This window comes from Rheinheimera sp. B2H12 (genome assembly GCF_059620065.1).
The window spans coordinates 628,142-652,045 of the sequence record NZ_CM184363.1 but is presented as its reverse complement, the minus strand read 5'-3'; the positions used below and the strand labels follow the sequence as shown (position 1 = coordinate 652,045).

Here is a 23,904-nt window from a genome sequence, read left to right as displayed (position 1 = left end):
CTGGTGCGAAAAATAGTCCATGCTGATTTCAGGCTGATGAATAATGCTGAATAAGTCGTACGCTTATTTCGAGTTTAGGTTTTTGACACTTTTGCGAGCAGATCATGCATAAGATGGTTTTTCTGGAACGGGACAGTCTGCCGGGCACTGAGCTTGGCAACTGGCTACAACTGCCAGTCCAATTACAGTGTTACGCCAGCACCATGCCATCAGAGGTGCTGAACCGGGCACAATCAGCGGACATTCTGGTGGTGAATAAAGTCCAGTTGAACGCGACTATGCTGGCCCAATTACCGCAACTGCGTTTGATTTGTGTCACAGCTACCGGCGTCAACAATATTGATCTGGCGGCAGCCCGCGCACTTGGCATCCTGGTCTGTCACGCCAAAGATTACGCTCTGCAGGCGGTGCCGCAACATGCCATGGCCATGTTACTGGCACTGGTAAATCAGATTCTGCCCTATCAGCAAGCCATTCGCGCCGGTCAATGGAGCAGCAGTCCGATGTTTTGTCTGCTGGATTACCCTATCCGGCAACTGGCCAAGATGAAGTTCTGTGTACTGGGCTATGGTGGTTTAGGTCAGGCCACGGCCAGGCTGGCAGCGGCCTTTGGCATGCAGGTGCTCATTGCAGAGCGACCTGATGCCAGCGAGATCCGGCCAGGCCGCCTCAGCTTCCGGCAGGCTTTAGCCGAGGCTGATGTCTTGTCACTGCACTGCCCGGCAACAGCGGACAATCACCATCTGCTTAACACGGAGCGACTTAGTTGGTTAAAAAGTGATGCCATTGTGCTGAACACCGCCCGCGGCAGTTTAATTGATAGTCAGGCGCTGGTTGCGGCTCTGCGAAACGGCAAGCTGGCAGGAGCAGCGCTGGATGTACTGGATGTGGAACCGCCACCGGCCGATCATCCGCTACTGCAAGCAGATATTCCGGGATTGTTGTTGTCGCCACATGTGGGTTGGGCCAGTCAACAAGCCATGCAGGCACTGATTAACCAAACCACGGAAAATATTCAGGCCTTCCTCGCCGGCAGCCCAATACGGCAATGCAACTGAAAAGCAGAAAATAGCAGCAAAGGCTACTGGTTGTGACCACTTGGGCAGGGTACACTGCTGCAAAAATAAATGCAGCTGATGTCAAAATAACTCGTTCAGCGCAAAGTAAAAAAGGGGTCTGGGGTGAAATTTAGCTGGTTTTTTATTCTGCTGCTGTGGAACCACAGCGTGCTTGCAATCGATTTATCGGCTGAAAAAGCGGCAATTGCACAAGATCCGGCGAAAGCGGCCGCTGAATTAAGTCAGCAAGTCCAGCAGCACCCCAAGGCCGAACTTTGGTACCAGCTCAGTTTCGCCTATTTGCAGTTATCCAATAAAGATGCGGCCTTACAAAGCATTGATGCTGCGCTGAAATTAAAGCCTGATCCGGCGTTGGCAGTACAAATTTGGGAACATAAGGCCGTGGTGTATGGTCTGCTGTTTCGTGATACCAAAACCGCGATCAGTGCTTTGCAACAAGCGGAAAAATTACTGGATCAATTGGAACCTCAGTACAAAGCCAAATCCCAGACCAGTATTTATGAAAGTTTTGCGCAAGCTTACAATCAGTTAGGCAATATCGCTGAAGCAGCGCGTTACGCCGAACTAAGCATCGCCATCGCCACCGAAAACCAACTGCCGGAAGCTGAATTACAGGGGCGGTTAATTGCGGGCCGGCTGGCACTGCAACAAAACAACTTTGCCATGACCCAGATGCAACTGTCGCGGGCTCTGGAACTGGCAGAGCAACTGCAAACAGAACAGCCACTGGCCTCTATCCATTTGCGGCTCGGCATGGCCTACCGCAAACTGGAACAATATTCTCTGTCGCTGGAGCATCTGCTGCAGGCTGAACAACTGTATTTGCGTAAAGCTCAAAAAGAACAACATACTTATACCCAGGTCAATATTGCCCAGACCTACCTGCAGATGGAAGATGGCGACAAAGCCGAAGCGGTGTTAACAGAAGCCATGGCCTCGGCAGAACAACAACAAAATGCTCATTTGGTGGCGCTGGTCAATTATGGCTTCTCACAACTGGCGTTACTGAACGCGGAACTGGAAAAAGCCAGGCAACTGCTGCATAAAGCCTTGCAATATTACAGTCAGCTGCAAAATGACAGTATGCGACTGGAACTACAATTGGCGCTGGCAGAAGTGCTGTTGAAGTTAAACGACACTGCAGCTGCCGCCAGCCAGTTACCTCAGTTGCAGGAGTTTGACCAGGCAGCCGATTATCTGAAAAACCGCTACTGGGAGCTGAACAAGTTATTGTTTGCCGCCCAGGCTCAGTGGCAACAAGCTTATCAGGCTGGACAGCAAGCCAGCGATTTACAACTCAGTCAACTGAGTATGCAGCAAAAAAATACCCTGGATTTGCTGCAACAAAATTTAAAACAACAACAGCAGCAACAACAATTGCAGCAATTACAACAGCAGAACCAGCAATGGCAAGTGCTCAGTCTGCTGCTAGGTTTATTGCTCATCGGAGCATTGTTGCTGGGTTGGCGGCTGCGCCGGCGTCAGTCGCCGCCTGAACCAGTGGAAAACGTCAATGCCCCGCTGGCCATCAGTTGGCATGAGTTTAGCCGCAAGCTGCATCGTCATCGGCATGAAGCCTTACATTTGCAGAGCTTGCAACTGGCAGAACCACAATTGCTGAAATTCCGTTTTGGCGAACAACCACTGCGGGAAGTGATGCAACAATGTATCAGCAGCATAGCCCCGGAATTATTGGCCGGCTACACAGTGCACACTGATGCACTCTGGCTGGTTTGGCGCTGTCCACCCGATCAACTGGCTGAAGCACAACAACAATTTCAAAGTCAGTTGCAACAGTTGCAACAGCAATTACCGACGCAGACAACGCTGTATTCCTTTATTGCACCGCTCGCACCTTTGCTGGGACCACACTGGCAGCCTGCTGATTTGACTGGATTACGGGAACTGATTTGGCTGGGTTGGTCAGAAGCCCGCCAACAACAGCCAGGGCAAACCCATTATCGTTTAGTCGCCAGTTGCCCCCAGGCAGCCCCTTGCAGTTGGTCCGCTGATCACGTGCGGCCGGACATTATCAATGCGCTGAAGCTGGGACTGCTGGAATTACACTGCAACAGCAGAACACTGATGCGGCCTCAACTTTGAGGATAACGTCGCAGTCCCGCTGGCAAGCCAAACTGCTGGCGCTGCGACTGGCCAGGTAATTGAAAAGATAACGCTACCGCTTGTAAGCCAAGTCCGGCTGGATCCTGATTCTGCTCGCCATAACGCGGATCTCCCATCACCGGATGACCCAAGGCGGCAAAATGACGGCGGATTTGATGTTTGCGGCCACTGATCAGCTCAATATCTAACAAACTGTGTTCCGCCTGCGGCTGTAACGGGGCGAGACGGAAACGAGTTTCACTGGCTTTGCCATCCAGCGGCAGTGTTACTTTACCAGCCAGCAGCAGCTCCGGCGGCAATTGCCCCAGCACCAGCACCTGATATTGTTTACTGATGCGATGTTGCTGGATCAACTGGCTGAACAAAGCGGCAGTTTTACTTTGATGCGCCAGGATCACCAAACCACTGGCTTCACGATCCAGCCGGTGCACCAGATAAACTTGGCGTTTATTGTCAAAATGCAGCTCGGCAAAGCGTAATAAACTTAAGTGGTCGCCCCACTCATTGCCCTGCGATAACATGCCGGGCGGTTTGTACCAAATACTGTAACTCTGCTGATCCGCAATGCAAACTGCGGGCTCACACTGACGCTGTAAGATGTCATCATCATAATGCAGATGCAGTTGTTCACCTGCGGCAATTTTACTTTGCGCCCGGCGCAAGCGCTTTTGTTGTTTACCGCGCTGCCACAACACCGCACCTTTATTCATCGCGTCTTTGATCCGGCCTTTAGACAAAGCGGGTACCTGCTCGGCCAGTAAATCTGCTGCCAGGCTCGGTTGTTGCACCAGGATGGTTTTAGTTATTTTCATCAGTTTTCCAACAATTATCCGGCTTATTGCACCAGCCACCGAAGATTCAGGAGCTATTCAGCCATTCAGGATCAGAATGATAACAAAGCTGCCGGAGACCTGACTATGAAAACCCGCGATTGCCTGATATTTACCGCTGCCATATTACTGACTGGCGCTGTGTCTGCTGACACTGTACTAGACACACCGCAACCTACCAAAGAACAATTCCTGCCTGCCAGCCAGGCGGCGGTCATAAACTCGGCGCAAGCCGGGATCGAGGCCGAGCGTCAGCCATCGGTGGAACAGGCTTATCAGAGTACGGCCTGGTTTCATACGCTGGATTTAACCTTACGGCATGATCTGAATAACAATGGTTTTTATAGCCAGCTCAGAGTGCGTTTTGATGCCAACAGCCAGTACAGCAGTCAGCCTGTCTACGCGGTCTACAGTCTGATTAACAGTATCGGACAAGAGCGGATCATTCATACCAGCTCCATTTTTACTTTATATAAAGACAGTAGCGGTGACTGGTTTTCCATCGAAACTGACCTGCAGCAATTTAGTCGTGATTATTACAAACTGAAAATTCAGCTCAGGGATGCCCAAACCGGTTATGTGCTGGCGGAAATGTCAGGTTACGATAATCAGACTATGGATCGACTGGCACTGGAAGATCAGCAAAAAGACAGTTATGTCGCGGTGATCGTACGGGAAGAATCTGGTGGCAGTCTTGGAATTCTGGCGGTATTGGGGTTAAGCTTGCTGAGTGTATACCGGCGGAGTCGCTCTGTTGCCAAGCCTTTTCGGTCGAAGTGCTAAGCTTTACTGCTGTGTCCTGCTCTGTTGCGCGCAGCTGCAACCGGCTGCAGCTGCCAGTCTCAGCCTGCAACAGCAACAATTACCGGCGGGTATTGAATTCAATTATCAGCGCGAGCAACAGCCCTGGCTCACTTTTGTGTTAGATCCAACCAGCCTGCCAGCGCAAGCTGGCGGCGCACGCCGTTACTCGCCAGCACTTGCCCAGGCTTTTATTCGTCAGCAACTGCTGCAGGAAGCGGTGAAACTAGCCCAGCAAGGTGTGCGGCTGCAACTGTCTCCACCGGCTCAGCCGCTGAGCTTTCAGCTCAGTGGTCAGCCCGGCCAACTGAGCAAAGTGCAACAACAACTACAGCAACTGCAACAACAGGCTTACCAGCAATATTTGCAGCAAGGTCAGTTTTACCGTCTGACCACGCCTCAGGGCGCCAGTTACATTATTCCGGACCATGTGGCGGTGCTCAAACAGCAATTCCCCCTGCTGAAACCTGTCGCCAACGCCTTTGTGGCTTTATACGGCCAGAATAATATCCGCAAAATTACCAGCCAGGTGGTGCTTTGGATCCAACAAATTCCTTACCAGGATTTATCAGACCGACGCCAGTCAGCCGGCACTGGTTTTGTTTCGCCCTGGCAGTTGCTACAACAACACCGTGGTGACTGTGACAGCAAAGCCGTGTTATTTGCCGGTGTCATGCAGCATATTTTTCCGACGATGAAGCTGGCTATCCTGTATTTTCCAGATCATGCCGTGATTGCCGCGCAAATCCCGGCCATCAAAGATGAAATGACAGTCAGCATTGAAGGCAAAACCTTGTTAGTGATTGATGCCACCGGCCCCGCTGAAAATGCGATTGGCACCCTAGCCAAGCCTTATCAGCTCTATCTGTATAACCGCCAGTTTAACTACCGGTTATTTTGATCCTGCTGCTCTGGTTTGAGTTGCTCAACCTGCCGGAACAATGGCTGCCACTCAACGGGGACATTTCTAACACCTTGCGCATCACCGCGTAATAAACGGTCAATATGCACCAGCAAACGCTGGAACGGCGATAAAACTTTAGCGCGGTAACGACGACGACAATAAGCAAGCAACAGCAGTAACACCAGCAAAAACAAAAAGAAATGAACAATAAAATCAATCACTTCAATAGAAAAAGTCTGATATTGCTCCGCTTCAATATGCAAGGATAGTGGTAATACAGTTAACATTTTTAACTGATCACTATGATGCATGGGTTGAACTTGGGCCGGAACTGGCGACAACTCACCATTGCTGACAGCTAACAACAGATCACCACTTTCATTAAATAACTGCAGCTGAGCCCCTTGTTGCGCTTTGGCGGTTTTTTGCAGCAACAGCGGTAAATCAAATTCCAGCAGGAACTCTCCCTGCCACTGCTGTTGATGGAAAATAGCAATGCTCAGCACGTAGCTGGCCGACTGGGTCTGCAGTTTGTGGAGCCTTACCTGTGGCATCGTCAACAGCTGCTGTGGCTGAAATTGCTGCCAATACAGTTCAGACAATGGTTCCGCTGCAACACTGCGTTGCGTTTGCGGCTGATACCAGACACCGTTCGCAGACAGATAACTCAACTGCCTGACACCAGCCACTGAGCGCTGGCTGAATAAGAGCAATGGCTGTAATTGCTGCAGCATCTGCAGCTCAGTGCTACTCAGTTGCTTTTGCTGCGTTTTGTCCAGCGACCATTGTGCGCCTGGCAGAGGGCTGACCGGGCTGGTTGGGGCATCAAGTGCTAATTGTTGTACTGCTTCCTGCCGTAATAATTGCAGCAATTCCAGCATTGGCGTCAGTTGGTGTTCTAAATCTTCGGTGGCTGAATACAACATGGCCTGCCGCTGGCTTAACCTTTGCTGTAAGCCCCAGAAATAATCAACAGCAGCAGCACTCAACGCCAGCAGTAATACCAGTAGCAACGCCGTGCGCTGAGATCTTTTATATTCAAGATGCAGTGGGTTCATCAACTAAATCCATCTTTGTTGGTGCCTGGCTGACAGGCAGGGTGGTTTCCCCAGCTACTGTTGACTGCGACAACAGCTGAAACAATTTTTCACTCAATGACGCCGGGCCGTCCGAAAGTCGCCAACCAGCCAGCGGCTCGGCGGCAAGAGCGGCAACTTCAGGTAAGCACCATAACAACCGCGTCGGCAACACGGGTCCGGATAACTCCGGATGACACTGCCAGGGCAGGCAATAACAATCTTGTTGCAACTCGCCTGGTAATTGGGGCCAATGGTTGATCGCAAGCACCTCAAAACCTAACTGCTGACACATTTGCTCCAACCACCAAAGTTCCAGTGGATCCGGCAGATACAACCAGACTTTTGGCCGTTGCAACCGAACCAGACCTGTTGACTGGGCAAAGGCCTGCTGCAACGACAGCCAGGTACAAGGTTTGGCTAACAGCAGCAGTTCTGGTTGCAACTGCTGCCAGCGCTGGGGTTTACTGACCGTCAGCAGCACCTGAACCTCAGGAAAATAGCGCCTGACTACTTGCGCGACTTTCAGCGCCAGATGGGGGTCCGATTTGACAAAGCCCTCGTCAATGATCAGTTTATCCAGCGGTAACGGGGTACCTGCGCACCATTGCAGCAGTTGTTGACTATCATCCAGTGGCAATAGCTCTAGGCCGGCCTGCTGTAATAACTGCTGATAATTCTGTTGCAAAAATCCGGCTGGACACAACAGCATGGCCCGCCCGTTCACCTTGAACGGGCGTTGCACTGGCTGGAACTCAGGCACCAGCACTGGCGTGGTCCAGCGCAACAGATAGCCTGATGCTTGTGGTTCCAGTACCAACTGGCCACCACTGGCCTGTAATAAAGGCTGCATCAACTGGCATAATTCTTCGATATGGCAACTGTCAGCACGCAGCGGCGCACTGCTGTTTGTTGCCGCAGCCTGTAGCCCGGACTGCCATTGTGGCACCGCTTGCCCATTGGCCAGATCAAGCAGCTCTACCTGTAGTTGTGACCCTGGCTGCAGCGACACTGTCAGTTGCACATGACCCTGCCCTGCCTGACTGGCAGTGGCTTGCAGCAACAACTGCAACAGCCTGAACCAAAGTTGTTGCTCAAACTGCAACAAGACCGGCAGCGATGGCGCCAGGATACAAGTCAGTTGCAACTCATGCTGTTGCTGCCAATGTTGTAACCATAACGTCAGCTCAGTCGACAGCGGACAGACCCAGCAAGCCTGGGCCTGGTTCGCTTGCTGGCGTTGTAACCAGTGACGGCTCAGATCCGCCAGTCGCGGATCGGCATCCGCTTGTTTTAGCCAGGCTTCCAGCAATACCGAAACGGCTGGCACTGAGGCAACTGTCACTGCGGTGGGATGTTCTGCCAGCAGCGAACCAGCAGTGAGCCCGGCAACCGCCAATTGGCTGTCGGGCAAATTGGCGAAGCCGGCATTGACAGTATCAAACGGCGCTACTTCGGTATCGTCTGTCCAATCCGCTGCGGCCGCCTGTTGGGCACTATAGCGTTGCAACCGGCGATGTAACCACCAGAAAATCAGCGTTAACAACACAGTCGTGGCACTGAGCAACAACAACAATTGCTGTTTTAACTTCGCCAAATCCGCCAGCAACAGACTGGCATCACGTTCAACCACAGCATACAACTGCCAGTTCGGTAATAATTGCCAGCCTGCCAGAGTGGGCCGGCCCAGGTAGTTCAGATAATGACTGCTCAGAAACCCGGCATTACTATTGCCCAGTTGACTGACCACCGTGGTCAGCGGCCAGACGCCAGCATCCAGATAACGTTGTTTACTGCGCAGTAAATTTTCCGGCGGCCGTTTCGCATAGAGCCGCAACACTTGATAAGGATCGCTGCTGACCTGACCCAGTCTGGCCAGCAGTGGGATCTGATAACGGCTGCGTGAGTAAATCTCAGCCTGACTGTCGAGCAGCAGTAATTCAGTGGCATGATTAAAACTTAAGGTCAGTTGTTGCAATTGCCGCTGCAACTGAGCCGCATCAAACCACAATAACAACGTCTGGTCAGGCTGACGGACCCGAAGTGGCATCACCCACTGGCCAGGAAAAACCAAAGGGGGTAAAAATACTTGCTCCGGCGCTGCTGGCAATCGGGTCTGACTGAAAAAATTACTGGCCGCAGCCGAGCTGAATCGAAGAACACGCTGGTCATGGTCCAGCACGACATAAGCCAATAACGGATCTGGCCATAAGACCCGACGGATGCTGTCATCGATATCTTGTAATGGATCCGCCAGCGGTGTGCTGTCGGCTGTCACGGATAAAGTCTCAGCACGGCTTTGTAAATAAGCCAGATGCAGCTGATAACCTTGCTGCCAGTCTTGCAGCAAAGCAACGCCTCTGTCCAGTTGTTGACTGATACTGCTCTTTTGTTGCTGCAGCTGCCAGTTGCTGCTTTGTAACAACAACCAGTAACCGCAGCTCCAGATAAACAGCAGCGATAACAGATACACCAGAGCTGACCATGAGAACCATTTCACCGCAGTTACACTTCCTTGCTGATCTTTAAGTGACTAGCCTAACGGATCAGGGGTTCAAGTCAACCTGTTTACAAATTAGCCTCGGCAAAAGAAGCCAGCCGGCTACGCACCACGCCATTAAGATTAATGGTGGTACTGCCTTCAAAGTTTTTAAACCGCTCGACAATATAGGTCAAACCCGAAGTCACCGCAGTTAGATAGTTGCTGTCAATTTGCGAGAGGTTACCGGAACAAATCAGCTTAGTACCTTCACCACAGCGGGTGATGATGGTTTTTAGCTGGGCTGCGGATAAGTTCTGACACTCATCCAACAACACAATGGCATTCTGGATACTGCGCCCGCGCATAAAGTTGACTGATTTAAACTGGATATTGGCTTTATCCATAATGTAATTGACGCTGGCGTGTGGGTGTTCATCGGTTTTGTGCAGCACTTCCAGTGAATCGGTAATAGCTGCTAGCCAGGGCGCCATTTTCTCTTCTTCAGTGCCGGGTAAAAAACCAATAGATTCAGCAATTTCTGGCGTATTACGCGTCACAATCACTTTGTCATACAAACCGCGTTCAATCACCATTTCCAGCGCAGCTGCCAGCGCCAGCAAGGTTTTACCACAACCGGCCGGGCCGGTCAGGATCACCAAATCCATCTCCGGATCAAGTAAAGCGTTGAGCGCCATCGCCTGATAAATATTCTTCGGCTGCACACCCCAGGCTTTTTTATGCAACAAACGTTCAAAGCCTAAATCCAGCACCTTAATCTGCTGTTCCGTGATAGCAACCACCCGGCCGGCAAAAGTTTCATGCTCATCCAGCAGATATTCATTCAGATAAGGATTTGGCAACACAGCGCGCGGTAAATAGTGATAGGTTTCACGACCTTCATTCACACTTTTGCAGTCTTTGACCTGACTCCAGAAATCACCAGCAAATTTATAATAACCTTTGTACAAAAACCGCACGTCATCAATCAACTGGTCGGTACGGTAATCTTCCACCTGCTTTAAACCGGCGCCTTTGGCTTTTAGCCGCATGTTAATGTCTTTGGTGACCAGAATTACTTTGACTGGCGCTTTTTCCCGCTGTAAAAATAATGCCGTATTAATGATCAAATGATCATTTTCACCACCGGGTAAGCCGGGGATTTGATCAGATAAATGGTGGTCGTTGACGATATATAAGTGGCCGGCGTCTTTTTGCTCGCCTGGCGTTGGTAAAGCGACCCCCTGCAGCATTTCCTCCGGACTGGCATCTTTGAGCACATCTTCCAGCGCCCGGATTGCCACTCTGGCTTCCCGACTGACATCTTTATGTTTATCTTTAATATGGTCTAGTTCTTCCAGCACCGTCATCGGAATCACCACATCGTGTTCCTGGAAGTTTAAAAAGGCAAAAGGTTCGTGTAGCAGAATGTTGGTATCAAGGACGTAGATTTTTTTCTCTTTGCTTTTTCTTCGCGCCATATGCAGCTCCTTAGCGTGGGTCGAGCAAAACAACAAAAACAACTAAGCTGTCTTGTTTAATGTAGAGCAAGAATCAATGCCGTGGATGACATTCGGATGACAGTTTTTCAGCTATGGTAAAAAAACCGCAGCATTCAGATGCAGTTTGCGACGATTCTTAGTACCATGCAGCCCCTTTTTCGGAGTGGTAAAAAATATGATGAAATTTGCACTTGGGCAACGTTGGATCAGTGATTCAGAGTCAGATTTAGGTTTAGGCACTGTGGTTGGTATTGAAGGCCGCATGCTGACTCTGCTGTTTCCAGCCAGTGGCGAAACCCGCTTATATGCGATTGCAGAAGCGCCATTAACCCGAGTGCAGTTTAATCCGGGCGATACCGTCAAAAGTGCGGAGGGTTTCAGCCTGGTGGTGGCCAGTATTGAAGAAAAAAATCAGACGCTGGTTTACCACGGCCATCGTACCGATGATGGCGAAGCCGTCAGCCTGCGGGAAACATTCCTTGATCATTTCATCAGTTTTAATCAACCACAAGACCGGTTATTCGCTGGCCAAATTGACCGTTTTGAATGGTTCACGCTGCGTTATCACAGCTGGCAACATATTCACCACCAGCAACAAAACCCACTGCGGGGTCTGGCCGGTGGCCGGGTCAGCCTGATCCCGCATCAACTTTATATCGCCGATGAAGTGGCCAAACGTCACGCCCCTCGTGTCTTGCTCTCTGACGAAGTGGGTCTGGGTAAAACCATTGAAGCCGGTCTGATTATTCATCAGCAACTGATTGCCGGTTTAGCTCAGCGCGTGCTGGTGGTAGTACCGGAATCGCTGATGCACCAATGGCTGGTCGAAATGCTGCGGCGTTTTAACCTTAAGTTTGCCATTTTTGATGAAGAACGTTGCACCGAAGCCAAAGGCGATGGCGGTAATCCATTTGAATCAGAGCAACTGGTGCTGACCACGCTGGAGTTTTTCAGTAAAAAGAAAAGCTGGCATGCCGCCGCCACCGAAGCGCACTGGGATTTACTGGTGGTCGACGAGGCGCACCATTTACAGTGGAGCGAGGATAATCCAAGCACTGAATACAGCCGGATTGAAGAACTGGCGCAAGACACACCAGGCGTCATTCTATTGACGGCAACACCGGATCAGTTAGGCCACGAAAGCCATTTCGCTCGCCTGCGTTTATTAGACCCAGCCCGTTTTTATGATTATCCGACCTTTGTCGCTGAAGAGCAGCATTATAAAGCAATTGCCGAGCTGGCGCGTGAAGTGCTGGATGCCCCGGTGATTTCGGCCGATACCGCCAAAGCCCTACAGCAAAAAATTGCCGAAACCGATTTAACGGCTGAATTAGCCTTATTACAACAGAACGATGACAATGATGGCCGTCGTCAGGCGCAGCAGTCGGTGATCAGCCAGTTACTGGATCGACACGGCACAGGCCGGATTTTATTCCGCAACAGCCGTGCTGCGATTGCGGGCTTTCCACAACGTCAGCCACAGTTGCTGCCACTGGAATTGCCAGAGCAATATAAAAATGCCATTAAAGTGCAGCAAGCCTTTAACGGCGGTCAGACTGATGCGCAAAAAGCACGCGCCCAGTTATTCCCGGAGCGGATTTTCCAGGAGTTTGAAGGCAGTAAAAGCAGTTGGTGGCAGTTTGACCCAAGAGTCGAGCTGATTATCGAACGGATTAAAGCCAACAAATATAAAAAGTTTCTGATTATCTGCGCCCATGCCGATACCGCCATTGCGCTGGAAGAAGCCTTGCGGGTGAAAGAAGGTATCAGAGCGGCGGTTTTCCACGAAGGCATGAGTATTGTTGAACGCGACAAAGCTGCCGCTTATTTTGCCCAGGATGATAACGCTGCTCAGGCGTTGATCTGTTCTGAAATTGGTAGTGAAGGTCGTAACTTCCAGTTCGCCCATCATTTAGTGTTGTTTGATTTACCGCTGAACCCGGATTTATTGGAACAACGGATTGGTCGGCTCGATCGGATTGGTCAGCAACACGATATCCAAATCCATCTGCCGCACTTTAGCAATCACCCACAGCAGATTTTGCTCGACTGGTATCATCAGGGCTTACAGGCTTTTGCCCACACCAGCCAGACCGGTCGTGCCGTGTTTGAACAAGTCCAGCCACAACTGCTGGCACTACTGGCCAGTCATCAGCCGGCGCAGGATGACGTCACTGCTTTAATTACCCAAACGCAGGAACTGAATACCGCACTGAAACAAAAACTGGAACAAGGCCGGGATAAACTGCTGGAAATGAATTCAGCCGGCCGTGGTCAGGCCGCGAGTATCGCCGAGCAAATCCGGTTACAGGACGACGATACTGTGCTACCGCTGTACATGATTAAGGCTTGGGATATCCTCGGTATTAATCAGGATGATCGCAGCGATACCAGTATAGTACTGACCCCATCTGAACAAACGCAGGGACACTACCCCGGATTAGATGAAGAAGGAGTCAGTGTAACCTTTGACCGTAATACTGCACTGGCACAAGAAGATATTCAGTTCCTGAGTTGGGATCACCCGATGGTACAAGGCACTTTGGATATCGTCACCAACGACAGTATGGGCAACAGCTCTGCTGCGGTGCTGTTTAACAAACAACTCCCTGTCGGCAGTTTTTTTGTCGAGTTTATCTATGTGGCAGAAGCCAGTGCGCCAGCTGAATTACAGTTAGGGCGTTATTTACCGGCGACACCGATCCGGTTATTGCTGGAAAAAAGCGGCAAAAACCTGGCACCAAATGTGCCGTTTGATAACTTTAATCGTCAGTTAAAACCGGTGGGCCGCCAGACTGCCACTAAACTGGTGGGAGCTTTACAAACCACTATCCATCCGCTGATTGCCAAAGCTGAAGCTTATGCCAGTACTCAATTGGCGCATATTCAGCAAGAAGCGCAGCAAAAAATGCAGCAAGCGCTGACAGCTCAGATCGAGCGGTTAACGGCGCTGGCCAAAATCAATCCATCGGTGCGACAGGAAGAAATCAGCCATTTGCAATCCATGCAAAGCCAACTGAGCGACTACATCAGCAAAGCCCGCTTGAAGTTTGATGCCATTCGGGTCATTGTGGCCAGCCATGAATAAAGGCCAGTATTGGATGATGCGGCCACAGGCAGCAGCATGCTAATCCATTATGATCCGCCAACCAATCCCTACCTGGAGATTGTGTATCAGGATGACCAACTGCTGGTGCTGAATAAGCCCAGTGGTTTGTTGACTGTGCCAGGTAAAGCCGTTGAACATCAGGATTGCCTGGAACGACGGGTGCAACGGGTGTTCCCGACCGCCCGCATTGTACATCGGTTAGATATGGCAACTTCCGGCTTGGTGGTGATGGCACTTAGTGCTGACAGCCAACGTCACTTAAACCGGCAATTTGAATTACGCCAGACCAAAAAACATTATATTGCCAGGCTGGAAGGTCTGTTGCCGGTCAATCAGGGCTCTGTGCAATTGCCGCTGATTTGCGACTGGCCAAACCGGCCTAAACAAATGGTCTGCTTTCAACACGGTAAACCAGCACTGACCCATTTCAGCCTGCTATCGGTCGAAAACAACAGCAGCAGAGTTCGGCTCACCCCTGTCACTGGTCGTTCTCACCAATTAAGAGTGCATATGCAATGGTTGGGACATCCGATCTTGGGAGATAAATTTTATGCTTCAGCAGCGGGATTAGCAGCAGCCTCGCGTTTGCAACTGCATGCCGAGTATTTGGCATTGTCTCATCCGCACAGTCAACAATGGCTAGAATTTACGCTAACCAGTCCATTTTAGCCTTCTAAAGAGTCGTTAGACTAATATGGTTCATGCAAAGTTCAGCTTAAAATGCTAAAATAGTGCTATCTCGCCATAAAATTAGCAATTTTATTAGTAATAAACTTGAACAGTGTTTGTTTATTAAGCACAAATCAAATAAAATTAGCGAGTTGGAAAAACCCCTAAGGAGATACGGATGAAACTCAAAACTAGCGCAATCGCCATTCTGGCAGCTTTACCTCTGATGGCTGCAGCAAATGCACCTACAGCGGAACAATTACAAGACCGCGTATTCGGTTCAGCATTCTATGAAATTTATCTGCCAGATGGCGACAAATCTGTTTCTGCAGATTGGAAATTTCAAGATAAAGGTGAAGGCAAAGGTATCAATATCGGTTACCGCATCAGCCCAAGCTGGAGCATTCGTGCTGAATACGCCCGCCAGAAGCTGGATATTCTGAATGTCGACAAAGCTGATGTAGAAGGCAACCGGGTTGGTTTAGACCTTGGTTACCACCTGCCAAACAGTGCATTTTATATCCTCGGTGGTGTAAAGAATTTCACAACTGGTCGTTCTGCTTCTGCCGTTAACCTTGGCATCGGTGCAAACGTATTCGTGAGCGACAACGTAGCCATGTTTTTCGAAGCAAATCGTTACCAAGGTATCAGCAAAGGCTTCGGCGATGCAGGTATCAAAGTTGGTGCGAGTTACTTCTTTGGTGATGCGCCGGCAAACGAACCGACACCAGCACCAGAGCCAGTGGTAGCACCACAGCCAGTGATCGGTGATGCAGATCAAGACGGCGTTACTGATGATAAAGATCAGTGCCCTAACACCCCAATCACAGATAAAGTTGACACTGTTGGCTGTTCAATCTTCACTGAAAACTCAGTGAGCATTGCCTTAAATGCCCAGTTCGACAATGACTCTTCTGTGGTAAAAACTCAGTACCATGCTGACATCGAAAAACTGGCAAACTTCTTAAAACGTTTCCCAAATACTGATGTTGAAATTGGTGGTCATGCGTCAAACGTTGGTACTCCAGCTTACAACCTGGCGCTGTCACAACGTCGTGCTGATGCAATTGCCAATACTCTGGTCACTGAATTCGGTATCAACCGTGCACGCGTAAAAGCTGTTGGTTACGGTATCACCAAACCAAGAGCGACCGGCAAAACTGCTGCTGCTCACGCTTTAAACCGTCGTATTGAAGCGACTGTGACTGCAACTGTAAAAGAAGCAGTACAACGTTAATCGTTGTGTTACAAACAGCCACCTTCGGGTGGCTTTTTTTTTAGCTGCGTAGTCGAAAACTACAGCTTCGGGCTCTGGACCAGTTCACTTTGCCAGAAACTCAAAGGCACTTTAAGATTGCATAGACTGCAGGGTCCTGCCAGCAACAATGCTGGTTAAGTTTGTGCTACTGTTGCCGATAAACTGTTCTCAAACTGAACGGAGTCTGCTGCAAATGAAAAAGCGCATCTTGCTTGTGTTGCTGAGTGCCCTGGCTGGCGACATGATTGCAGCAGAGGCCCCTGCCAGCATCGAAAGCTTATATACCCTCGACCTGCAGCATAAATTTGGCAGTGACGAAGCAAAATTAGTCAAAGGGGGTGAACAGGAATTCCTGACTTTACAAAAAGCCGCCATGACCAGCTACACCAAAGGCACGGTAATCCTGGTCCCAGACTGGAGTCAGCATGCCGCCAGCCCGAGAGCGATTGACATGCTTCGGCAGCAATTGGTCGATTATGGCTGGAACACCATGTCCTTGTTGGTGCCGGAGAGCATCCCGCAGCCAGATACTGAAAATATGCTGGTCTACCAGGACCTGTTAGCACAACGCCTGACAGTACTGATGGAACAAGCCAAAGCACCCTACCAAAATATTATTGTGATTGCCCAAGGCAGCAGCGGCGCATTATTAAACCAGCTGTATCAATCGGAAAAACTGATTGCACCACAAGGCCTTATTTTACTCAGTGCCTATCTGGCAGAGCAAAAACTCAACCAAACCGTCTCCTTAGCGCTGGCAAAGCATAAAGTGCCAACGCTGGATATCCAACAGCAGGTTGATCATCCTTTTGCCATGGCACAGGCCCAGTTAAGGCAGCAACTGGTCCGCAAACATCTGAAAAACAGCTACCGCCAACGTTTATTACCAGGTTCAATAGATGATAGCCAATATCAGCATTGGCTGTTTAAAGAAGTGTACGGCTGGTTAAATGCGCAAGGTTTCTGATCCGGCAACCACTGTCAGCAGTGCCAGCTATTTCTTAAACCTCTCGACTAACTGATATAAAGAACGGGCATTTTGTTCCAAGTCACTACTGACGGTGGCAGATTCTTCACTTTGCCGATATGAATCCCCAGCCAGTTCGGCAATTCGCGTCACCTGCCGATTGATATCCTCGGAAACATGCGCTTGTTCTTCGACAGCAACCGCAATCTGATGCCCCATTCTGGCAATCATATTGACTGCTTCCATAATGCCATGCAGCATCCGTTCACTTTCCTGCACTTTATTGACACCAATTTCAGTGGCTTGCATACCTTGTGAAGCAGCCAACACCGCAGAACTGGCACCTGACTGCAGATTATTAATAATCTGCTGGATTTGTTTGGTGGATTCTTGCGTGCGCTGTGCCAAATGACGTACTTCATCCGCTACTACAGCAAAACCACGCCCCTGATCACCGGCACGGGCAGCTTCAATCGCCGCATTGAGCGCCAGCAAATTAGTTTGTTCGGCGATTTGCTGAATAATTTCAGAAGCCTGGCTGATGCTGGAGGTTTGGGTCGCCAGTTCTGACACCGCTGCAGATATAGCCTGTACTGTTTTGGCCAGTGTGTTGATCGCATCTTTGGTTTGCTGTGCCACAGTCTGGCCCTGCAAAGTTAATGCACTGGCATTGGCCGCTTCAGTCGAGGTTAGCTGCACATTTTGTGCAACCTCAGCAATGGTATGCGTCATTTCATTCATCGCAGTGGCGGTCTGATCAGTTTCCTGTTGCTGCGCATTAATCGATCCCAATGTTGCTTTCGCCAGTTGATACGCCTGCGAAGACTCTTTTGATGCCAATAAAGCCGCATCCTGTAATCTGGTTAACACAGTACGCAAATGGGCTGTTTCAGTTACTATGGCTAATTGCAACTGTCCCCAGTCATCTGCTCTGCCAGTATAAATCTGCGCTGAAATCGGACATAAAAACGGTTCAGTCAGTTGCGATTTTAACGACTGCAAAGCGTTGGTTTGGCGTTGACTGGCCAAAAAGTATAATGCGCCACTGCCAAGACCGGCAGTGGCAGCCACCGCCATATTTCCCGCCATCGCACTGGCCAGCCAGCTTAATCCGCTCACCAGACTCAAACCAAGCAATAACGGCCAGTGTTGCAACAGGCTATGCCCGTTCACCGCAGCTTTACCTTCATTAATCCGCTGATAACATTGTTGTGCCCGCTGGATTTGCTCATAGCTAGGTTTAATTCGTACCGATTCATACCCGACTACTTTGCCATGCTCCAGGATCGGCGTAACATAGGCATTCACCCAATAATAGTCACCATTTTTGCAGCGGTTTTTGACAATGCCCATCCAGCATTTACCAGCTTTTAAATAGTTCCACATCAGGGAAAAAACTTGTTCCGGCATATCCGGGTGCCTGACCAGATTGTGCGGCTGTCCGACGATTTCCTCGCGCAGGAAACCACTGATGGCGACAAAATCATCATTACAGTATTGGATAACACCTTGGGTATCAGTGGCAGAAATCAGTCGTTGTTCAGTTGGAAAAGTTCGTTCGGTATTGGTGACAGGCAAATTCTTACGCATAGCGCAGTAATCCCTTTGTGATTGATATCCGGTGAAAAATAATTCGGAGTTGGTCGTCGTATCCCGATAAACTTAGGGTACCTGTGCAGATTTGCAAGCTTTTCGGTCGTTATATTTGTAATGGCTTACATAGCTGAGATCCATCCGGCAGCAGCGGCGGATCCAGCAGATAAACACATCATTTTTATCGGAGATTTTTATGTTGCAGTTGTCACCTATGTTCAGCACTGTGGTTTTATTGTTGCTGAGCAATATTTTTATGACCTTTGCCTGGTACGGTCATCTGAAGCACCTGAAAGGCTCTGCGATTTACATCGCCATTTTAGTGTCTTGGGGCATAGCGCTGTTTGAATATATGTTGATGGTGCCAGCCAACCGCATTGGCTCCCAGGTGCTGTCGCTGGCACAACTGAAGATTTTGCAAGAAGTGATCACACTGACGGTATTTATCCCCTTTGCCTTGTTTTATATGAAAGAACCATTTAAATGGAATTATGTCTATGCCGGTATCTGCCTGCTTGGCGCTGTTTATTTTATGTTTTATCACAAAAACTGAACGTAAAGCAGACTCGCTTCCTTAACGGCCGCGAGCCTGTTTGATCAGCTCATAAGCAGCCTGAATATCTTGCGTTTTGCGCTTGGCCAGCTCCAACATTTCTTTGGGCAACCCCTGTGACATCAGTTTATCCGGATGATGCTGCGCCATTTGCTTTTTATAGGCTTTTTTCAGTTCAGTTTCACTACACTGACTGCCAACACCTAATAACAAGTAAGCATCCTGTAGTGTTGATGCCTTCGCCTCGGGCTTGGGCGAGCGGTTGGCAAAACGCGCCTCTGCTTCAAAACGGCCCAACAGATAATGTAATCGACTGGCTGAAATCGATAACGCCGTAGCAACTTGCTGTAATAATTGCAATTCTGTCTGACTAAGCCGGGCATCGACATAAGCAACGCTGATCTGAATTTCCAGAAACATTTGCAACAAGTCTGGCCGCCAGCGAAACGCTTGTTTTAGCTGGTTCAGTTGGCTTTGCAGCGGAAAATCGGCCGCTTTTCCTTCTCTGAATGCACGCTGTGCTTCTTGTTGCTGTGTACTGTCTAAACCAAGCTGTTGCATAAATAAATTGGCTTTTTCGATATGAGCCTGAGTCACGACCCCATCTGCTTTGGCCAAATGTCCCATCACCGCAAAAGTGCTGTACATAAACAGGCCTTGCGGATCAGCGGATTCACGCTTTAATGCCGCAAAACCACCGGCATTTTCAAAGGAAGAACGCAAGCTCCGATCAAACCAATGACCCACTAACAGACCCAGCAACATGCCTGGCCATTTTGCCAGCGCCATGCCAAATAAAGCGCCTAAAATTTTACCCCACATACTGACCTCGTTCTGACTGCAACTGCCATTGTTCTGCCAGTGCCAAGCGCTCTGGGGTGCCAATATCAGCCCAATACCCCTGATAAAGTTGTCCGCTGACTAAAGCTGATTGCATGGCACAACGTAAAAAAGGCGCCAGCTTCTGCGGGCCAGCCGGCACTGCATTGAAAAACTCAGGCTTATATACCCCTATCCCACTGAAGGTATGCTGAATTGCACCTGAAGCTGCCACTAAACCACTATCCGCAGCCAAAGCAAAATCGCCGGCTGGGTGTTGCGGCGGATTCGGCACCAGCACCAGGTGCGCCAGTACATCTGCCACAGGTTGTGCCAGTAAGCTGGCAAAATCAAAATCAGTGTGGATATCGCCATTGACCACCAGAAACGGCTCATTCCCTAGCAGTGGCAGGGCCAAACGAATGCCGCCGGCAGTTTCCAATCCGGTGGCGCCTTCGGCAGAATACTGTAAACGGACACCAAATTGGCGGCCATCTGCTAATTGCTGTTCCAGCAAATGCCCAAGCCAGGCATGATTAATGACAATATCGGTGATACCCGCTCTGGCCAGCGCTTCGATGTGATACACAATCAGCGGCTTGGCCGCCAGCGGCAATAAAGGTTTAGGCAGGCTGTCAGTCAGTGGTCGCATCCGCTCGCCGCGACCAGCCGCCAGAATCATCGCTTTCATCATGAAATCTCACGAAAACGCGGCAGAATTTTACTTTGCAGCAGTTGATGCAGCCCGGCACATTCCGGATAAATCGCTGCAGTATCCAGCACATAGCTGAGCACTCTGGGTAAATCCGGCAGATAACCAGTTTTTTGATCCCGATGATACAAACGGCTGAAAATGCCACAGACTTTCAAATGCCGCTGTAAACCCATCAAATCAAAACTGCGCAAAAATGTAGCTTGCGTCCAATCGGACGTATAGACGCCCTGATGTTGCAATTGCAGGAAATAAGCCATGGCCAGTTCCTGCACCAGCGCTTGCGGCCAGCGGATGTAGCAGTCTTTTAATAACGACACCACATCATAACTGACGGGACCTGACACCATATCCTGAAAGTCAATCACTGCTAATTGTTGATCAGCCAGCACCATCAGATTACGGGCGTGGTAATCCCGGTGCATCCCGGCTTGCGGCTGTTGCAGCGCTGAGTCGGCCAGTAATTCGAATAGTTGTTGCAACATTTGCGTTTCAGCCGGGCTGAGTTCCAACTGCAAATGTTTGATCACAAACCAATCAATAAACAACTGCATTTCCCGTAGTAAAAAAGCGCGGTCAAACAGCGGCAAAGGCCCTTGGCTGGTGGCGTGGATCGTGCGGATATCTGCTAATTGCGTTAACGCCAACTGATACCAGTGCCGGACATTGTCATGGTTCAACTGCTGCATTAACAATTGATCGCCCAGATCTTCCAACAGCAGCAAGCCCTGGGCTGCATCGGCGGCAACGATCGCCGGCACTCTGAGTCCGGCAATATGACAGGCTTGTTGTACGGCGATAAAACGCTGGCAGTCTTCCAGCGCCGGGGGAGCATCCATCAGCACATAATGCACAGTCACTGCAGCAGAATCAGCAGTGCTGACGCGGAAATAACGGCGGAAACTGGCATCACCACTGATGGCTGCCAAGCTATAAGTCTGCTCAGGCCAGACCCCTGCCAAAAAATTAGCAATTATTCTCAAACGCTCGGACACTTTTTGCTCCCGCATAGTCAAAGGCTGCACTATATCCGATTAGCAACAACCAGAAAATTGCTTTATTATAACGACCTTGCTGTTTTGCCGTCCCGCAGCCAACACAGCACAAACTTTGAGATTGCTGGATGAAACGAACTGTTATCAATCAATGGGTCATATTGGCGATTGCTGCCATGTCAACACAAACGCTGGCGCAGGAACAGACTCCTGCCAAAGTGCCTGTGCAGCAATGTTATCCGACTTTAACCATACCAACCGCAGTGAGCGGTCTGGATAAATCTGATAACCGTCTGCGGATTGACTCAGACCATGCCGAAATTCTGGACAACCAAACCGCCAATTTTGCCGGTAACGTCACCCTTAGTTTTGCCGATACGTTGCTGACAGCACCCAATGCCCATTTCAGTAATGAGCAACAAAGCATGTCGGCCGATGGTGGCATTAGCTATTACAACTCCATGCTCAAAGTCAGCAGCAGTTCTTTCAGTGCCAAAATGGCTGAAAACAAAGTGTTGTTAAAAGATGCCGAGTACCGTTTCCTTAGCCAGGCGGGACGGGGTTATGCCAGTGTACTCACCGCTTCTGAGCGACAGGTGCAACTGAACCAGGCCAGTTTTACTACTTGCCCTGAAGGCGATAATGGCTGGGCCATCACCGCCGAAAAAATTCAGATTAATGCCGATGACGGCTGGGGTGAAGCCTGGAATTCAGTGATCCGGGTGCAGGATATTCCGGTGTTGTACCTGCCGTATATGACCTATCCGGTCAGCAATAAACGCAAAACCGGGCTGTTATTTCCAAAAATTGGCAGCTCGCAGAAGCTCGGTTTGGATATTGAGCTGCCATATTATCTCAATCTGGCAGAGAATTATGATTTAACCTTAACACCGCGTTACATGAGCGAACGTGGTACTCAGCTGAAATCGGAATTCAGATATCTGACAGCAGAACATCACGGTACTTTGCATCTGGAATACCTGAACAAAGATCAGGAAAAACCAACTGCTTTTGGCAGCCGCTATTTGGCCAATTTTCAGCACCTGGCTGATTTTAATTCTCGCTGGCGCGCCAGTGTCGATTTTACCGACGTCAGCGATGATGCATATCTCACTGAGCTGGGTTCAGATATTAATAATCAGAGTGATACCCAACTGTACCGCCAGGCCGGCCTGAGTTATTTCGGCGATACAATTCGTTCAGAGTTACGGCTGCAAGGTTTTGAAACGCTTGGAAATTATCAATCTTCTTACGCAGCGCTACCACAGCTTGATATCAAAGCCGCCAAACCTATTCCGCTCGGAGCCGGACTGGAGTTTCTCTGGAATGGTCAGTATGCCCATTTTGAGAATGATCAACAGCTGATCCAGAGCGCAGACCGATTGCACCTTGAACCCAGTATCAGGCTGCCTTATTACACACCGGCGATGGAGTTGATGTTTGAAAGCAGCTTGCTGCAGACTTATTATCAGCAGGATATCCGGTCACAACAGTCTAATCCACAGTTGCAGACTCTTGACGACTCAGTGCAACGTGCTATTCCTAAAGTCAGATTCAATGGCAAACTGAATTTTGAGCGGGATACCCATTGGTTTGAACAACCTTATTTACAGACACTGGAGCCACAGGTGCAGTATCTGTATATTCCGTACCGCGATCAGAACAATATTGGTTTGTACGATACAACCAGGCTGCAGGACGACTATTACGGCTTATTCCGTGAAAATCGTTATTCAGGCTTAGACCGGATTAACGATGCCAATCAACTGACGATCGGTTGGACCACCAGGTTGTATGATCAACAGGATACTGAACGTTTTCGGTTTAGCATGGGCCAGATCCTGTTTTTGTCCGACCCAAAACCAGCAGAACAACGGCTGACACAACCCATTTCGGCCACAGAATCTATTTTTGCCGCCGAAACACTGCTGCACTGGCAACAACGCTGGTATTTGAACAGCGGTCTGCAATATGATGCCAAAACAAATCGGATGGTAAAAAGTAGCGTGACGCTGGATTACCGGGCTGATGATAAAAAAGTGTTGCAATTGAACCATCGCTACAGCCGGGATGTCTCAGATAACGAAATTGTTCAGTTGGGTGCACTCGGCACTCTGCCAATCACGGCACAATGGCAGGCGGTCGCCAGTTATTATCGTGATATTGAGCATGACCGGATGATTGAAGCCAATATCGGCATCCAATATGAATCCTGTTGCTGGGCTATTCGGCTGGTTGCCCGCCGTCAGATTGAAACCAATCTTGATGTGGCAATTAACAACCTGAACTATCCGGTGAAACTCGATAGCGGTATTGCGTTACGGTTTGTGTTAAAAGGATTTGGTGATTCTGCCGGATTTGATGTTTCTGATATGTTGTCGAGCGGAATTTTTGGTTATCGCCGCCCTTACCTTCTAAATAATTAATGTGGATA

The 23,904-nt window shown here is 49.6% G+C and carries 18 protein-coding genes; 10 read left to right on the top strand and 8 right to left on the bottom strand.

Going from position 1 to position 23,904, the window contains the following annotated elements; translation table 11 throughout:
* Window positions 1-104: 104 nt before the first annotated feature.
* Window positions 105-1,058: a D-2-hydroxyacid dehydrogenase gene (locus AC53GJ_RS02885; protein WP_496731032.1), complete on the top strand. Its 954-nt coding sequence runs from the start codon at window positions 105-107 to the stop codon at window positions 1,056-1,058.
* Window positions 1,059-1,181: 123 nt separating this feature from the next.
* Complete coding sequence (locus AC53GJ_RS02880) at window positions 1,182-3,182, top strand: tetratricopeptide repeat protein (RefSeq protein WP_496731031.1); 2,001 nt, start codon at window positions 1,182-1,184, stop codon at window positions 3,180-3,182.
* Here AC53GJ_RS02880 and AC53GJ_RS02875 read toward each other — a convergent pair.
* Complete coding sequence (locus AC53GJ_RS02875; protein WP_496731030.1) at window positions 3,173-4,015, bottom strand: RluA family pseudouridine synthase; 843 nt, start codon at window positions 4,013-4,015, stop codon at window positions 3,173-3,175. The two genes, AC53GJ_RS02880 and AC53GJ_RS02875, sit on opposite strands and share 10 nt — an antisense overlap.
* A 105-nt stretch (window positions 4,016-4,120) precedes the next feature.
* Between AC53GJ_RS02875 and AC53GJ_RS02870 the strand changes: the two genes are divergently transcribed.
* Together AC53GJ_RS02870 and AC53GJ_RS02865 are read left to right on the top strand one after the other, a co-directional pair.
* On the top strand, window positions 4,121-4,816 hold the full coding sequence (locus tag AC53GJ_RS02870) for a choice-of-anchor H family protein (RefSeq protein WP_496731029.1): 696 nt from the start codon (window positions 4,121-4,123) through the stop codon (window positions 4,814-4,816).
* Window positions 4,788-5,735 (top strand): hypothetical protein, encoded by a 948-nt coding sequence (locus AC53GJ_RS02865; RefSeq protein ID WP_496731028.1) that lies wholly within the window; start codon window positions 4,788-4,790, stop codon window positions 5,733-5,735. Before AC53GJ_RS02870 ends, AC53GJ_RS02865 begins: the two co-directional genes overlap by 29 nt.
* On the opposite strand, the gene AC53GJ_RS02860 is transcribed toward AC53GJ_RS02865, so the two are convergent.
* From AC53GJ_RS02860 to AC53GJ_RS02850, 3 genes are all read right to left on the bottom strand, one after another.
* On the bottom strand, window positions 5,720-6,796 hold the full coding sequence (locus AC53GJ_RS02860; protein WP_496731027.1) for a hypothetical protein: 1,077 nt from the start codon (window positions 6,794-6,796) through the stop codon (window positions 5,720-5,722). The two genes, AC53GJ_RS02865 and AC53GJ_RS02860, sit on opposite strands and share 16 nt — an antisense overlap.
* Window positions 6,777-9,314 (bottom strand): hypothetical protein, encoded by a 2,538-nt coding sequence (locus tag AC53GJ_RS02855; protein WP_496731026.1) that lies wholly within the window; start codon window positions 9,312-9,314, stop codon window positions 6,777-6,779. Before AC53GJ_RS02855 ends, AC53GJ_RS02860 begins: the two co-directional genes overlap by 20 nt.
* A gap of 68 nt (window positions 9,315-9,382) precedes the next feature.
* On the bottom strand, window positions 9,383-10,774 hold the full coding sequence (locus tag AC53GJ_RS02850; protein WP_496731025.1) for a PhoH family protein: 1,392 nt from the start codon (window positions 10,772-10,774) through the stop codon (window positions 9,383-9,385).
* A gap of 196 nt (window positions 10,775-10,970) precedes the next feature.
* Here AC53GJ_RS02850 and rapA point away from each other — a divergent pair, with 196 nt between their 5' ends.
* The 4 genes from rapA (at window position 10,971) to AC53GJ_RS02830 (ending at window position 16,798) form a co-directional block, all read left to right on the top strand.
* Window positions 10,971-13,883 (top strand): RNA polymerase-associated protein RapA, encoded by a 2,913-nt coding sequence (gene rapA, locus AC53GJ_RS02845; RefSeq protein WP_496731024.1) that lies wholly within the window; start codon window positions 10,971-10,973, stop codon window positions 13,881-13,883.
* 36 nt (window positions 13,884-13,919) lie between these two features.
* Window positions 13,920-14,573: a pseudouridine synthase gene (locus AC53GJ_RS02840; protein ID WP_496731023.1), complete on the top strand. Its 654-nt coding sequence runs from the start codon at window positions 13,920-13,922 to the stop codon at window positions 14,571-14,573.
* A 226-nt stretch (window positions 14,574-14,799) separates the two neighbouring features.
* Complete coding sequence (locus tag AC53GJ_RS02835) at window positions 14,800-15,810, top strand: OmpA family protein (protein WP_496731022.1); 1,011 nt, start codon at window positions 14,800-14,802, stop codon at window positions 15,808-15,810.
* A 214-nt stretch (window positions 15,811-16,024) separates the two neighbouring features.
* Window positions 16,025-16,798 (top strand): DUF3530 family protein, encoded by a 774-nt coding sequence (locus tag AC53GJ_RS02830; RefSeq protein ID WP_496731021.1) that lies wholly within the window; start codon window positions 16,025-16,027, stop codon window positions 16,796-16,798.
* 27 nt (window positions 16,799-16,825) lie between these two features.
* Here the strand turns inward: AC53GJ_RS02830 and AC53GJ_RS02825 are convergent, their stop codons facing one another.
* A complete protein-coding gene (locus tag AC53GJ_RS02825) occupies window positions 16,826-18,388 on the bottom strand; it encodes a methyl-accepting chemotaxis protein (RefSeq protein ID WP_496731020.1) in 1,563 nt (520 codons plus the stop codon).
* A gap of 199 nt (window positions 18,389-18,587) precedes the next feature.
* On the opposite strand from AC53GJ_RS02825, the gene AC53GJ_RS02820 reads away from it, so the two are divergent.
* The gene (locus AC53GJ_RS02820; RefSeq protein ID WP_496731019.1) at window positions 18,588-18,944 is read left to right on the top strand and encodes a DMT family protein; all 357 of its coding nucleotides are present in this window, start codon (window positions 18,588-18,590) and stop codon (window positions 18,942-18,944) included.
* 21 nt (window positions 18,945-18,965) lie between these two features.
* Here AC53GJ_RS02820 and djlA read toward each other — a convergent pair whose 3' ends face one another.
* The 3 genes from djlA to AC53GJ_RS02805 are packed head-to-tail and all read right to left on the bottom strand — an operon-like array spanning window position 18,966 to window position 21,404.
* On the bottom strand, window positions 18,966-19,766 hold the full coding sequence (gene djlA, locus AC53GJ_RS02815) for a co-chaperone DjlA (RefSeq protein ID WP_496731018.1): 801 nt from the start codon (window positions 19,764-19,766) through the stop codon (window positions 18,966-18,968).
* The gene (murU, locus tag AC53GJ_RS02810) at window positions 19,756-20,454 is read right to left on the bottom strand and encodes an N-acetylmuramate alpha-1-phosphate uridylyltransferase MurU (RefSeq protein WP_496732757.1); all 699 of its coding nucleotides are present in this window, start codon (window positions 20,452-20,454) and stop codon (window positions 19,756-19,758) included. Before murU ends, djlA begins: the two co-directional genes overlap by 11 nt.
* Entirely contained in the window at window positions 20,454-21,404 is a 951-nt protein-coding gene (locus AC53GJ_RS02805) for an aminoglycoside phosphotransferase family protein (RefSeq protein WP_496731017.1), read from the bottom strand. The genes murU and AC53GJ_RS02805 overlap by 1 nt, the downstream gene beginning before the upstream one ends.
* Window positions 21,405-21,598: 194 nt before the next feature.
* On the opposite strand from AC53GJ_RS02805, the gene AC53GJ_RS02800 reads away from it, so the two are divergent.
* Window positions 21,599-23,896, top strand: coding sequence for an LPS-assembly protein LptD (locus tag AC53GJ_RS02800; RefSeq protein ID WP_496731016.1), 2,298 nt, complete (start codon window positions 21,599-21,601; stop codon window positions 23,894-23,896).
* Window positions 23,897-23,904: the final 8 nt, after the last annotated feature.

What these genes read in the sequence shown, in the direction of transcription:
- AC53GJ_RS02885 (WP_496731032.1), top strand. Translation starts at nt 105, where the DNA reads ATGCATAAGATGGTTTTTCTGGAACGGGACAGTCTGCCGGGCACTGAG.
- AC53GJ_RS02875 (WP_496731030.1), bottom strand. Translation starts at nt 4,015, where the DNA reads ATGAAAATAACTAAAACCATCCTGGTGCAACAACCGAGCCTGGCAGCA.
- AC53GJ_RS02870 (WP_496731029.1), top strand. Translation starts at nt 4,121, where the DNA reads ATGAAAACCCGCGATTGCCTGATATTTACCGCTGCCATATTACTGACT.
- AC53GJ_RS02860 (WP_496731027.1), bottom strand. Translation starts at nt 6,796, where the DNA reads ATGAACCCACTGCATCTTGAATATAAAAGATCTCAGCGCACGGCGTTG.
- AC53GJ_RS02850 (WP_496731025.1), bottom strand. Translation starts at nt 10,774, where the DNA reads ATGGCGCGAAGAAAAAGCAAAGAGAAAAAAATCTACGTCCTTGATACC.
- rapA (WP_496731024.1), top strand. Translation starts at nt 10,971, where the DNA reads ATGATGAAATTTGCACTTGGGCAACGTTGGATCAGTGATTCAGAGTCA.
- AC53GJ_RS02840 (WP_496731023.1), top strand. Translation starts at nt 13,920, where the DNA reads ATGCTAATCCATTATGATCCGCCAACCAATCCCTACCTGGAGATTGTG.
- AC53GJ_RS02835 (WP_496731022.1), top strand. Translation starts at nt 14,800, where the DNA reads ATGGCTGCAGCAAATGCACCTACAGCGGAACAATTACAAGACCGCGTA.
- AC53GJ_RS02830 (WP_496731021.1), top strand. Translation starts at nt 16,025, where the DNA reads ATGAAAAAGCGCATCTTGCTTGTGTTGCTGAGTGCCCTGGCTGGCGAC.
- AC53GJ_RS02825 (WP_496731020.1), bottom strand. Translation starts at nt 18,388, where the DNA reads ATGCGTAAGAATTTGCCTGTCACCAATACCGAACGAACTTTTCCAACT.
- AC53GJ_RS02820 (WP_496731019.1), top strand. Translation starts at nt 18,588, where the DNA reads ATGTTGCAGTTGTCACCTATGTTCAGCACTGTGGTTTTATTGTTGCTG.
- djlA (WP_496731018.1), bottom strand. Translation starts at nt 19,766, where the DNA reads ATGTGGGGTAAAATTTTAGGCGCTTTATTTGGCATGGCGCTGGCAAAA.
- murU (WP_496732757.1), bottom strand. Translation starts at nt 20,454, where the DNA reads ATGAAAGCGATGATTCTGGCGGCTGGTCGCGGCGAGCGGATGCGACCA.
- AC53GJ_RS02800 (WP_496731016.1), top strand. Translation starts at nt 21,599, where the DNA reads ATGAAACGAACTGTTATCAATCAATGGGTCATATTGGCGATTGCTGCC.